At 58.7% G+C, this 12,794-nt stretch carries 11 protein-coding genes and 2 pseudogenes; 4 read left to right on the forward strand and 9 right to left on the reverse strand.

The window, feature by feature from the left end; translation table 11 throughout:
• The first annotated feature begins 187 nt into the window (after positions 1-187).
• Together V1289_RS16190 and V1289_RS16195 are read left to right on the forward strand one after the other, a co-directional pair.
• Entirely contained in the window at positions 188-1,252 is a 1,065-nt protein-coding gene (locus tag V1289_RS16190) for a helix-turn-helix domain-containing protein (RefSeq protein ID WP_334397829.1), read from the forward strand.
• A 101-nt stretch (positions 1,253-1,353) separates the two neighbouring features.
• Positions 1,354-2,088: a UPF0149 family protein gene (locus V1289_RS16195; protein WP_334397830.1), complete on the forward strand. Its 735-nt coding sequence runs from the start codon at positions 1,354-1,356 to the stop codon at positions 2,086-2,088.
• A 121-nt stretch (positions 2,089-2,209) separates the two neighbouring features.
• Here the strand turns inward: V1289_RS16195 and V1289_RS16200 are convergent, their stop codons facing one another.
• The 6 genes and pseudogenes from V1289_RS16200 to V1289_RS16225 form a co-directional block, all read right to left on the reverse strand.
• Positions 2,210-2,347 carry a hypothetical protein gene (locus tag V1289_RS16200; RefSeq protein WP_334397831.1) on the reverse strand — a complete coding sequence of 46 codons (138 nt, stop codon included), beginning with the start codon at positions 2,345-2,347 and terminating at the stop codon, positions 2,210-2,212.
• 2 nt (positions 2,348-2,349) lie between these two features.
• Entirely contained in the window at positions 2,350-3,639 is a 1,290-nt protein-coding gene (locus V1289_RS16205) for an HlyD family secretion protein (protein WP_334397832.1), read from the reverse strand.
• Positions 3,632-4,102: a MarR family winged helix-turn-helix transcriptional regulator gene (locus V1289_RS16210; protein ID WP_334397833.1), complete on the reverse strand. Its 471-nt coding sequence runs from the start codon at positions 4,100-4,102 to the stop codon at positions 3,632-3,634. The genes V1289_RS16205 and V1289_RS16210 overlap by 8 nt, the downstream gene beginning before the upstream one ends.
• Positions 4,103-4,632: 530 nt before the next feature.
• Entirely contained in the window at positions 4,633-5,313 is a 681-nt protein-coding gene (locus V1289_RS16215) for a TetR/AcrR family transcriptional regulator (protein WP_334397834.1), read from the reverse strand.
• 806 nt (positions 5,314-6,119) lie between these two features.
• Entirely contained in the window at positions 6,120-6,752 is a 633-nt protein-coding gene (locus V1289_RS16220; RefSeq protein ID WP_334397835.1) for a LabA-like NYN domain-containing protein, read from the reverse strand.
• Positions 6,753-7,490: 738 nt separating this feature from the next.
• Positions 7,491-7,709 (reverse strand): annotated as a pseudogene (locus V1289_RS16225) (3-hydroxybutyrate dehydrogenase); the annotation flags it as partial.
• Positions 7,710-7,798: 89 nt separating this feature from the next.
• Here V1289_RS16225 and V1289_RS16230 point away from each other — a divergent pair.
• Positions 7,799-8,738 (forward strand): IS630 family transposase gene (locus tag V1289_RS16230; RefSeq protein ID WP_334397836.1). Its coding sequence is split into 2 segments (ribosomal slippage): positions 7,799-8,137 and positions 8,139-8,738, totalling 939 coding nucleotides; the frame shifts between segments, so codons are not numbered across the junction.
• Between the two features lie 26 nt (positions 8,739-8,764).
• On the opposite strand, the pseudogene V1289_RS16235 reads toward V1289_RS16230, so the two are convergent.
• The 3 genes and pseudogenes from V1289_RS16235 to V1289_RS16245 all read right to left on the reverse strand — a co-directional run.
• Positions 8,765-9,337, reverse strand: a pseudogene (locus tag V1289_RS16235) (3-hydroxybutyrate dehydrogenase); the annotation flags it as partial.
• Between the two features lie 132 nt (positions 9,338-9,469).
• On the reverse strand, positions 9,470-10,642 hold the full coding sequence (locus V1289_RS16240; RefSeq protein WP_334397837.1) for a patatin-like phospholipase family protein: 1,173 nt from the start codon (positions 10,640-10,642) through the stop codon (positions 9,470-9,472).
• Positions 10,643-10,724: 82 nt separating this feature from the next.
• On the reverse strand, positions 10,725-11,447 hold the full coding sequence (locus V1289_RS16245; protein ID WP_334397838.1) for an outer membrane protein: 723 nt from the start codon (positions 11,445-11,447) through the stop codon (positions 10,725-10,727).
• A gap of 113 nt (positions 11,448-11,560) precedes the next feature.
• Here V1289_RS16245 and V1289_RS16250 point away from each other — a divergent pair, with 113 nt between their 5' ends.
• Positions 11,561-12,634, forward strand: a complete 1,074-nt coding sequence (locus V1289_RS16250) for a LysR family transcriptional regulator (protein ID WP_334397839.1) — start codon at positions 11,561-11,563, stop codon at positions 12,632-12,634.
• Positions 12,635-12,794 lie beyond the last annotated feature (160 nt).

The following is a 12,794-nucleotide window of genomic DNA, read 5'->3' on the forward strand; positions in this document are numbered from 1 at the left end:
CCCCTTCGCCACGCTGGTTGTAGGCCGTCCATTTGACCTTCGTGATCCCGTATGGCCAAAAAATTAAATCTATAAGAAAGTCGGGTAATTATCTCATCCCAGCGTAGTCTCACCGCGTGTCGTCCGCTAGGTTTTGTGGGACGATCCATGGCGCCGATTGTGGGTCCGCGAGCGAGAGGGGGAAGTTATGGAGTGGGCACGTATCCTAGCCTACATCACCGGGACCGTGGACCAAGAGCTGCTGCTACGGAATGAGTATTTGGTTGCCGAAAACCGAATCCTGAAGTCCCAGTTGAAAGGGCGCTTGAAGCTCTCGGACGTCGAACGTACGAAGCTCGGCGAGATTGGACATCGACTGGGCCGAAAGGCCCTCGGCGAGGTGGCGGCCACCGCCCTGCCCGACACTATCCTAGCATGGTACCGAAGGCTCATAGCTCGCAAGTTCGATGGATCACAGGCACGTCGAGCCCCGGGGCGGCCACGAATCGACGGAGAAGTTGAGCAATTGATTGTTCGCATGGCCGACGAGAACCGGTCCTGGGGTTATGATCGGATTGTTGGGGCGCTAGCCAATCTGGGGCATGAGATCTCGGATCAAACGGTCGGCAATGTTCTGCGCCGTCACGGCCTGCCGTCCGCACCGGCGCGCAAGCACACGACGACCTGGGCGGCATTCATTCGGGTTCACCTGGCGGTTCTGGCAGGCACCGACTTTTTCACAGTGGAGGTCCTCACGCTGCGCGGACTGGTGACCTACTACGTGCTGTTCTTTATCCATCTCGAGAGCCGCAAGGTGGAAATCGCCGGGATCACCATCCACCCGAACGAGCAATGGATGCAGCAAATGGCTCGGAACGTGACTATGGAGGGATGCGGCACCCTTCGAGACTGTCGCTATCTCCTGCATGACCGCGACACGAAGTACACCATCTCCTTCCGAGCGATCATCGAGTCAGGCCGGGTCAAGACGCTCCCGCTGCCTGCGCGAAGTCCGAACTTGAACGCCTATGCCGAACGCTGGGTGAGATCGGTCAAGGAGGAGTGTTTGTCGAAGATCATTGTCTTTGGTGAGCGCTCCCTGCGGCGAGCGCTGAGTGAGTATGTGGCGCATTACCAGGCCGAGCGGAATCATCAAGGGAAGTCCAACGTCCTGTTGTTCCGTCGGGTCACGCAAACGCGTCACGAGGAGCCGGTACAATGTCGCGAGAGGCTGGGTGGGCTCCTAAACTATTACCATCAAGAGGCGGCGTGAGCAGCTGGAAGAGTCCCGGATCAACATTTGGCAATGGCCGGTGGGCCGACGCTTCTCATCAGTCCGCAAAGCTAGGCTTCGTGATCAAATGGGGCTGACCAATGACACCGATCAAATCCAGGCCGCTGATCGATCAGGAGATCGAGGAACTTGACGCGTTTCTGCTTTCCGACGACGGCCTCGAAAATGCAATGGATGTGTCCGGCCTCGACGGCTTTCTCTGCGCAGTGCTATCGGGGCCGAATGTCATCATGCCGTCGGAATGGATGCGGTGGGTTTGGGATTCTACGGAAGGCAAGCAGTCTCCGGAGTTTACGAGCGAGAAGCAAGCGCAACGCATCCTTGACCTACTGATGCGCCACGCGAACGATATTGCAGTCACGTTGACCCAGTTCCCGCAGTATTATGAGCCGCTTTTCTTAGCACGCGACCACAAAGGACGCACTGTGTCGATTGTCGACGAGTGGTGCTGCGGCTACGTCAAGGGCATCGCACTCGACCCTTCGGGTTGGCAACCGCTCTTCGAAGCGCATCCCGACTGGTTCGAGGCCATCCATCTCTACGGCACCGAAAGCGGCTGGGACAGGCTGAAGGAATTAGTCGAGGCTTACCAGGATGCCGATGCGAGACATCAGGCGTTCGTGGAATTGATAGCGCCAGCCGCCCGCAACATCCATGCGTACTGGCTTGCCCGCCGTGCACCTGCGAGAGACACCATCGACGATACGCGACGACCGATTCACAAGGTGCTCGTTCCCGGCCGCAACGACCCATGCCTCTGTGGCTCTGGCAAGAAGTTCAAGCACTGCCATGGAGCACTGAAATTGTTGCACTAACCTGCGGTATCCAGAATTGCTTGCGACCCCCGTCGTCCCTCCTCAAGCGTCCACGGCAAGCTTGTTGTGCAACACCGGCCCAAGACCAAAAATGTTGGAACGCTGCCGCCTTTGAGCAGTCTCAATTTTTTGACCATACGGGAAGCGCGACATTGGCGATTGTCGTATCCAGCGCCTGCATGATCACGGCGAGGATGACGCACAGCGTAACCGCGGGCCGGTTGATCGGTCGCGGAGCATTTGCAGCGGCATCCGCCATGCTCAGCTTCCTGACCCGAACAGACTGGTGACGAAACTGGGAAATCCGCGCGCATGGCCGGTGTCGACATTCACCTCCACGCTCATGCCGACGCGCAGCGGTGGCTTGCCGGGGGCATTCTTGACCAGGACGCGCATCGGAATCCGTTGCACGACCTTAACCCAGTTACCGCTGGTATTCTCGGCCGGAAGCAACGAGAAGCTCGAGGCGGATGCCGGACTGATGCTGTCGACGGTTCCGGCCCAGCGCTCGCCCGGATAGGTATCGACGTCGACCGTGACTTTCTGTTCGGGTTTGACGTAGGTCAGTTCGGTTTCCTTCGGGCTCGCCTGAACCCAGACGTGATCCGTCGAGACGATGTTGAATGCGACGGCTGCGGCGGCAAGATACTGGCCGGGCTGCAGCGACGGCACGTTGGTCACAATGCCGGCGAAGGGCGCCCGCACGATGGTGTGCGCAAGCCGGCGCGCAGCCTCATCGCGCGCGGCCAATGCATCCTTGTATCGCGGATGATCCTCGATCGGCGCGTCGGGATTGCCGTTGAGGTTCGCGGCGATGCCGGCGAGCTGCGCGTTCAGCGAAGCAAGCTTCTGCTGCGACCCTTGAAGCGTATTGCGGGCGGCATCGAAGGTGGCCCTTGGCGTGAAGTTGTTGGCAATCAGCTGCTCCTGGCGCTGGAAGTTGACCATGTTGAAGTCAACATCTTTCTGTGCCTGTTCAACCTGGGCCTGCAGGTTGCGGTAACTGGCCTGCAGCGCAACGAGATCATTTCGCGTATTTCCGATCTGGGCCTCGGCGCGATCCTGCGCGAGCCGAAACTGCAGATCGTCGAGCTTGAACAGGACGTCGCCCTTCGCGACCTTCTGATTGTCGTGAACCGAGACTTCACGGACGATTCCGGACACGTCGGTAGACAGTCCGACCATGTCGGCCTGCACATAGGCATTGTCCGTCGACATCACCGCCCCGCCGGTCACATAAAAATATCCGCCGACGACGAGCGCCGCGGGCAGCAATGCGAACATCAACGGCCGGCGCAACGACCTTTTCGGCCGCACCGGATCGGGCGTCGCAGGAATGAAGGGCGGCTGATCCGATGGCCGTGCGTCGGGCTTGCGATCCTCTGGCCGGGCTTTCAACTCCAGCTTTGCCGCCTCGCCTGCGCCTGACGCGTGCTTGGCCTCCGGCGGACTACGCGTCAGATGATAGATCTTATCCTCAGGACTGTGGAGACCGCTTTGCTCAGCGTCGGCGCTGTAGAGTTTCGGATTGGTTTCGTTCGGATTAGCCATGAGTTGCTCGCTTATGCCCTGCCAACGACGAATCGCACGCGTCCGTTAGGTTCAATTTCAGCGCTTGTAGTGTCTCCAGCAGGTGCGACCCGTCGGTATCGGAAACTCCTGCCAAGGCCTCGCTCCTCGTCATGTCGCCGAGTTCGCGGACCTGTATCAATTTCGGATGTGCAGCCGGCGTGAGATGAAGAATCCAGACGCGTCGGTCAGACGGGTGCGGATGCCGTTCGATCAATCCGAAGGCCTGAAGCTTGTCTACGATGCGACAAAGCGTGATCGGCTCCACGTCAAGGAGCTCCGCTAATCCGCTTTGGTTAATCCCTTCGTTTTGGGCTAGATACGTCAGCACCTGCCATTGCGATCGGGTCAGCCCGGAACCGCGCGCATTTTGCTCAAATCTCTTTCTGAGCAACCGCGCGACGTCGTGCAGCACGAAATCGAGAGTGGATGAATTCGCTTCCATCGACCTGCTAACTACCCTGCGATCACATGTCAGCCCTCGCAGAATCTCAGATGTATCCGTCGCAAGCGCGGCTCGGAACGCAACGCGTCTGGTCCCGGTCGCCCGGGGTGTTGCCCAGCGGGCTGGCTCTTGAGTGTCACAAAGTCGAATGATGCTGAACGCCTTTGCCTTCAGGGCCATGCAAGGCTGTTAATGACCCTAGAGATTTCAAACACCTCCATGGCGTCTGGAATGGATGTGTGAAGGGCAACCAGCCGTTCCACCAGTTGATACCGATGGCAACGAGAAGCAGTACAAGGCATAAGCTCATTTGGTTTTCTCCTCAGCTTGTTGTGGTAGTCGTTTAGAATCTGCTGAGTGTCCTGGGACACCTGCTGGCCGATGTGCTGCTTCATTCCCAGCGGTCTGGCTCTCTAGAAAACGTAGCGACGGCAACATGATTATGCCAATGCATATTGCTCAGCGGCATCATTACGTTGGTTCATATGCATACCTCAATCTGCTGCGGGTTTATCGGGTCGAGGTTGGGTTCATTTGGTTCGAACCCCGATCAGGAAGAAGTCGACGGCAGCCTTTCGATACCGCTCCTCTATCTTTGGATCGGCCGCGACGCCGTAGACGACCAGATGTTTGCAGTGCCCAAGCACAAGATTGAGGAACATGTCGGCGGCGAGTTCCGGGTCGTCCACCTTGATCTGGCCGCGGGCGGCAGACTGTCGCAGAAGACTTGCCACTCCCCGGACCGCGCGCAGCCAGCCCTCCTCATGTGCGAGCTTCGCCAACTCAGGAAACTGGACGGCCTGCGCCGAAACAATCCGCTGCAGCGCACCTGCCTCCGGCGCCAACGTGTATGCGAGCATGTGCCGGCTAAGCTCGTGCAGAGTCGTCTTGGTGCTTTTGGGGTTGGCCCCGGTTGCGTGGGCTTCGGCCGCCGCCGATAACGGAGCGAGCCACAGTCGTATCCTGCCTCGCAGGACGGCCGCAAAAAGATCCCGCTTGTCGTGGTAGCGCGCATAGACGGTCGGCTTGCTCACGCCAGCCGCCTCCGCGACCGCATCGATGGACGTGCCTTCAAAACCTCGCTCCATGAAAAGGTTTGTTGTAACGTCGAGCAGTCGCGCGTCTCGCCGCACGGCCTCGTCCCGGGTGGGGCGGCCACCGATCCCCCGCCGGCTGATCCGTTGCAGAGCTTCAATTCTCTTGTTGGTCACCCACAATTCTCCTTGTCAGTTCGGTGGGCTGCATTATGTAAACAATACAGTGTAGTTTTTTGCTTAGCTATGGGCATGAACGCTCTTCGTAAAGCCAGTCTTAAAGCAAGGGAACTACCGACATCCGCGGAAGCGGCCAGTTTCAAACGTCCCGCAACGTGGCAAACAACTTCGTCGCGGATCGGTGCTCGATCAAGGTGTCGTCGCCTTACTGCGCAACGGAGAAACTGAGTCGCCGCATGGAAACTCACTGATTGAAATTTACTAGGGCGCGTTTCCGGGGACAAGAATCGCGCCTGAGGGTCGCGATAGCGACGGCACGGCCTGGGACCCCCAAGCTATCAGGCCAGGACGTCGCGGAGCGGCTGGGCTGCGGGAACTGCTCCGTTTCCGGGGCCGGCCGCTTGCGGATTGCAAGAGGGGGACGTGGTCCGCTCGAAGGACAGCCCCGGAGGAGATTCGACCACGCGCAATCGGTCAATGTCCGACCACGCCCCGCTCCACCCGGTGTTCATTCTTGCTCTCGGCCTCGGCATTGTGGCTACGCCTCTCATGCTTCTCCCCCTTCTCCTCTTTTGACGACACACACATCGAAAAAGTCCAACGGAGAACTTCAGCATCCGGCGCCGGGTGTTTTTCACCGAGATAAGGACCTCGATCCGCAACCCAAAAAATCACGACTGGCTCTTTCGGGGCCGCGTCCTTTCGGACGGCTTTTGCAGGGCATAATAAGGTCGACAGGCAGGGAAACGTCGACGTGCTGCGCGATTTTAGTGAAGCTTGCCGCGAAGACCTTTAGGAATCCTTCAGCCCTTGAAGTTCCTAGGCGTCTGGACGCCTTTCAAAGGCGTTCGCCGGTGGACGTAATGCGTTGAATGCAGACTGGCTTCGCGAGGAGTTGGACTCTCGAGCGGATCGCGACCGATTCTGGACTGCAAATCCGTGAGATCAGTGAACACGTCCGCCTGGCGGCGTAGTTCGTCGGCAATTATTGGAGGCTGGCTGGAAATCGTGGAGACCACCGTGACGCGAACACCGCGTCGCTGCACGGCTTCGACCAGCGAGCGAAAATCTCCGTCGCCGGAGAAAAGCACGATGTGATCGACGCGGTCGGCAAGTTCCATCGCATCGATTGTAAGCTCGATGTCCATGTTGCCCTTGACCTTGCGGTGGCCGTTGGCGTCGATAAACTCCTTGGTGGGCTTGGTAACCACGGTGAAGCCGTTGTAATCGAGCCAATCGAGCAACGGGCGAACTGACGAGAACTCCTGACCTTCAATGACCGCGGTGTAGTAAAATGCGCGCACCAGCGTTCCGTCGCTCTGAAATTCCTCTAGAAGCCGCTTGTAATCGATATCGAACCCGAGCGCCTTGGCAGTCGAATAAAGATTGGCCCCGTCGATGAAGAGCGCAGTTCTGTTAGCTGAAGAAACGGTCATTTGTCGCTCGTTCGTTCGTTCAATTCTGAGCTAATTTCCTCGACGGCGTCGGCGTCAGGACACAGGTAGATCGACGAATCGTATCGTCGCGCACCGGATTCAGAGGCTTCGAAACTTCTGGGCGCGACGGTGACTATTCACGCCGCCTGCATGGAATCCATCGGCGCGTCATTCTTTCCTCTTCACGCGCCGTCTCACTTGTCGGCGCGACAGACATCTGTTATATAAACGATACGGTTTGGTTTTTCAACTACCAAGTCGGTATATGTCTTTTCGTGGAGACATCTTGAGAGTCACGGATAAACACCCCCGCCACGCGGTTCGCAGCCAGGCTCATGCGCCGCAGCCTCACGGCTGGACGCAGGCCCGGATTGAAGCGGAGCATCGTGTCAGGGATCGCGAGAAGGCAAAAATAACGCTACCGGGCCCGGAGCATCTCAAACGTATAATGCAGGACGCGCCGTCTCTCGAGGATGTTATGAAGGAAAAGACGGACGGCGAGGCCAGCGTCCGCTCTAAAAGATGCCGTGTTCGCGGAACACCACGAAACTGACGTTTTTCGTTAGCAATCGTAGCTGGTCGGACTAAATCTGAAGGGTTCGCGCAAGCCGGCGCGATGCGTCGATGTGGCCTTCGTCTCCGCGGGAAACAATTCGCGTAACTAACTTGATCAAGATGTAGACGCGCAAATTCAGTCAAGGCAGAAATTGTCTCCCCTACCATTCCGCACGCCCTGTCTTATTGCATGAACCAGCCGTGAGAAACGACCAGGGACTGGCCTGTCAGCGCGTTTGAGCCAAAAGATGCGAGGAACTGAACCGCCTCCGCGACATCCGTCAACGTAGTGAATTCGCCATCGACGGTATCCCTCAGCATCACGTGCCGCACAACATCCGATTCTGAGATGCCAAGTACCTTGGCTTGCTCGGGGATTTGCTTTTCAACTAGAGCGGTTTTCGGTTGATGTGAATCGGAACAGTAAGGGGGTTCCCAGAGGCGCGCAAATCAGATTCGAGTTGCTTTGACAGCAACGGCGAGGTCGCGCGATGGCGAAGGGATACTCGAAAGACCTCAGGGCGCGGGCGGTCGCGCTTGTCGAAGACGGCGAGAGCAGACGGGAAGCGGCGCGGGTGCTCGGTCTCGGCGCCTCGACCGCAATCCGCTGGATCGAGCGCTGGGCGACAACGGGCAGTGTAGCGGCATTGCCCGGCACGGGCCACAGCCGCTCGCCGCTCGAGGCGCATCGCCAATGGCTGCTTGATCTGGTCGCAGCGGAGCCGGACTTGACGCTCGAAGAGATTCGCGCGCGGCTCAAGTCCGAGAAGCGGCTGAAAACCGGTACGACCTCGGTCTGGCGCTTCTACGAACGCCACGACATCACGTTCAAAAAAAACTCTGCACGCCGCCGAACAGGATCGTCCTGATGTCGCTGCAGCGCGTGCCGCGCTGAGGGTCGAGCAATCCAAGCTTGATGCGCCGCGCCTCGTCTTCATCGACGAGACGGCGGTTACGACCAAGATGGTCCGGCATCGCGGCCGCTCACCGCGTGGCGAGCGTCTCGTTGCGAGCGTGCCGCACGGCCACTGGAAGACGCTGACGCTCGTTGCCGCGCTGCGCATCAATGGCCTGACGGCGCCTTATGTCATTGACGGCGCGATGGATGGGCCATCGTTCCTCGCTTATGTTGAGCAGATCCTCGCGCCGACGCTGCGCAAAGGCGATATCGTATTCATGGATAACCTGCGCACCCACAAGATCGACGGCGTTCGCCAGGCGGTCGAAGCGGTCGGCGCCAAGGTGCGCTATTTGCCGGCCTACTCGCCCGACCTCAATCCGATCGAAATGGCATTCTCGAAGCTAAAGACAGCGCTGCGCAAGGGGGCCGCTCGCACCGTGACAACGCTGATGAAGCTGATCGGCAGGCTCATCAAGACATTTGCACCCGAGCAGTGCGCGAACTACTTTCGACATGCCGGATACGCGTAGTGACCCATATCAAGTGGAAAGCGCTCTAGCGGTGTTCGCACGAATCCCGGGCAGACGACGTTCGCGCGGACTCCGTGCTTGGCGCCCTCCTTTGCCACCACCTTGGCCAAACCAATCAGGCCATGTTTGGCAGTCACATAAGGCCCCTTAAGCATTGAGGCTTCCTTGGAATGCACCGAACCCATGTAGATGATGCTGCCACCGGTGCCCTGGCGGTACATCTGCCGCAGCGCGGCGCGGGTGGTCAAGAATGCGCCGTCCAAATGGATCGACAGTAGCTGCTTCCACTTGACGAACTCGAACTGGTCGAGCGGTCCCACCGTCTGGATGCCGGCGTTGCTGACGAGAATGTCGATGCCCCCAAAAGCAGCAACGGCCGCCGCCATACCGGCGTCCACCTGCGTCTCGTCGGTGACGTCCATGCCGACGCCGATAACGCTGTCGGCATCGCCGAGTTCGGTCGCAGCAGCAGCGGCACCCGCCTGATTAAGATCAGCGATGACAACTTTGGCGCCTTCGCGACAGAAGATGCGCGCAATTTCCCTGCCTATGCCGCTCGCCGCGCCGGTAACGACGGCAACCTTGCTTTTGAGATTCATCGGACGTTTCTTTCATTTTGTTTGCGCGATGACTTTGGACGACATGTCCGAAGCCGCGGCGTCCTGGCGGATATTTTCGTCGGACAGATGGTTTCCTGATTCCGCCCACCCAGCGACTTGAACTTTCGTCCTCTAGTCGCAGCCGTCCTGCTCCAGATCGAAGACCGCGACGCCTTCGTGGTCGGTAGGTCGCTTTAGGACATCGGGATGGCGTAGCGTCCGCACCGTGTCGTGGTAACCGGCGCGCCAATGAGTCTCCATACTCGAGCGCGAGAACTCATAGTCTTTCGAGTTTCCCTCGTAATTCTTGGCCCGATAGATCAGGTGCACCATGTTGTAGACCTTGCGGTCGGCGATGGAGCCGAGCAGCTTCGCACAGGGTTCGTCCTTCAGATCGTCAGGAAGGCTCTCAAGCAAGGCGGCGACGGTGTTGCGTATCCGCTGTGCACGCTTGAACTGGTCGGTGTTGGCTCGGGTACGGCTCGAATATTGGATCTCTTTTTGTCGCGTTTCGACTTCGGCCATGTTGCCGGGAAAATCTCCCCGGGCGCTCCATAGATCGACTTGGAAGGCCAGCGTGTCCTGACGCGGAGTGCTGTCGAGCACCCATTGCAACGGGGTATTTGAGATCAGGCCGCCGTCCCAATAACGCTCGCCGTCGATTTCGACAGCGGCAAAGCCCGGTGGCAAAGCGCCGCTCGCCATTACGTGCTCGGGCCGGATCGTGTGGGTAGTCGAGTCGAAATAAACGAAATTGCCGCTCCGCACGTTGACCGCGCCAACGCTGAACCGCATTTCCCGAGCGTTGATGCGGTCAAAATCGACAAGGCTTTCCAGAATGTTTCTTAGCCCGGACGCATCGTAGAAGCTGGTCGCTTCGATCGATCCCGTCGGATGAAGCCAGGGAGACGGAAGCCGCGGCACGAAAAATCCCGGCGCGCCGCTCAGCATGGCTGAGTTGGCGCTGACTTGGTTCATGAGTCCTCGGACCCAGTCGCCCTTCATCAAAGGCGCCAGGAAATCCTGTGTCCAACTCCCAAAGACATCGGAGGTAATACGTTCCCAAAACCGGCGCAGTCCTTCCACCCGCTTTTCAGGCGGGTTGCCGGCAATAATCGCCGAGTTGACGGCCCCGATCGAGATGCCCGCCACCCAGTCCGGATGGATGCCGGCTTCCGACAGCGCCTCATAGACGCCAGCCTGGTAAGCGCCGAGAGCGCCACCTCCTTGCAGCAGCAATGCGGTGCACTCGAAAGCCGGACGGCGCTCAGCGCAATCGCCTTTTTTCTGGTCGAACGGCAACATGATTGAATGGTTCTCCAAGGTGGCCTTCGCACGGGAGCAACGTCCGGACTCTTTCATTTCGATGCGCTGAAGGGAGCGAAGGTCAATACTGCGTGGCGCCCTGGCCGCCCAGATTGAGCCGATAATTGAGCCCGACTTTCACGGTGTGCTCGTCGTTGCGAGTGTTGCCCAGCGTGAAAAGAGGGGCCGGCGTGATGAAGTTGATTTTGCCGAAATCGTAAAACTGATATTCGACCTTGGCCGACCAGTTTTGGGCAAACATGTATTCCAGGCCGGCGCCGACCGTGTAACCGTCGTGATGGCTGCTGTTAAGCGCGAAGGCGATCGGCGCGCCGTTCAGTGTCAGAAAGTCGATGTAGTCGGAGTAAGCGCAGCCGCCCTTGACGTAAAGCAGAGTTGGACCCCACGTGTAGCCGAGACGGCCGGTTACCGATCCGAGACCGCGCTGATTACTGCTGAAGACGAATCCCCCGGGAATGATGACGCCGTTGTTATTGTTGCCGAGCCAGCTGAACTGGCCTTCGATGCCGACGACCCAGTTCGGAGCGAATTGATAGTCGCCGCCGATCTGCACGCCGCCGAGGAACTGTCCGTTACTGCCGGAATTGGTGCCCGCGAAACCGTTGTCCCCGTTGAAGGCACCGCCGATGTGACCGCCAATGTAGAAACCTGTCCAGTTGTAGATGGGCGCGGCGACGGCCGGAGCCTTGGTGTATCGGCGAGCTGAAAGGTCGGCAGCACACGCCGGCATGGTTGCTCCGAGAGTGATGAGGATCGCGCTCACGATTAGAACCTTCTTCTTCATGGTGGCCTCCGAAAGCTGGATTCAGGGCGGGTTCTTTGGCTCCCAGAAAGAAATAGCGGCCACAGCTTGATTATGCTAATGCATATAAGTCAGGAACATAATTAGACTGGTTCATGTCGGACATCGATCTCAATCTGCTGCGGATCTTTGATATCCTGTATGACGAGCGCAACGTCACCAGGGCGGCGGCTCGTCTTTTCCTCACTCAGTCAGCGGTCAGTCATGCGCTCGCGCGGCTCAGGGAGGTGTTGGGCGATTCGCTGTTCATGCGGATCCCCTCTGGCTTGCAGCCGACAGAGCGCGCGCACCAACTTGCGCCACGACTGCGTATGGCGCTGGCCGAGATCCGTAGCGCGGTCACAACCCCGCTGTTCGACCCGGCCAAGACCCGCCAGCGCTTCGTCATTGCGGCTAGTTCCTATTTTTGCACGCTGATCGTTCCCAGCCTGATCGCGCTCGCGCGCAAATCTGCGCCGGGCATCACCTTGCAGATCGTCAACGGCAGCGCTGACGTTGCTCAGGCACTCGACCAGCAGCAGGTCGATATCGCGTTAGGCGCGTTTGACAAAGTTCCGCCCCGCCTCCGATCCGAAGTGCTCTTTCACGATGAGAAAGCGTGGGCAATCGGCACCCATCATCCTCTCGCTAAAGAACCGTTCGACCATGCCGCCTTCCTCGCCTGGCCGCGTCTTGCCATCGGCCTCGCCAGGGCGGCCGACAAATCGCGTGAACCACCGTCACGTAACGATCTCGTGTTTCGCGTCATCCTGGAGACGGACGATGAAGCGGATTCACCTCGATCGGCCCATCGCGCCTCAACGTCGATGATGGTATATGACGCGCAGACCGCAATGGCCGTCACCGCTGCAACGGACATGGTCACGCTTGTCCCACGTCGCTACGCCGAGGCCTGCGCGAGTTCAGCGCGGATCAGGATTATCGACTTTCCTCAGGATCACGCGGAGATGATCGAACTCTCGATGCTGTGGCACAGCCGTGTTCACGATGATCGAGGTTCATTGTGGCTAAGAACACTCATTCGCGAGGCCGTCAATCTGAACTCCAATGCCTTGCAGCCGCGGGGATCCGTGAACAGGACGAGCGCTACTGCAAGCGCCGGAAAGAAAGCCAAAAAGGTGCCGGCTCGCACTCGAAGCAACCAAGCCAACCGTGGACCAGGAAATTAGGGTCGCTGCGCTTGATGAAGCAATCTCATAATGCTCCTGAGATATGAGCATTATCGCGTCCGTGTTGCTCGCCGTATGTTTGCCGGATGTCAGAGCAGAGGCGCCCAGAGATTTCGGAAAAAAAACAGACGGCCATCGGCAGGGCTGCGTTCAAAAGCCT

The organism is Bradyrhizobium sp. AZCC 2289 (genome assembly GCF_036924615.1).
GTDB lineage: Bacteria > Pseudomonadota > Alphaproteobacteria > Rhizobiales > Xanthobacteraceae > Bradyrhizobium.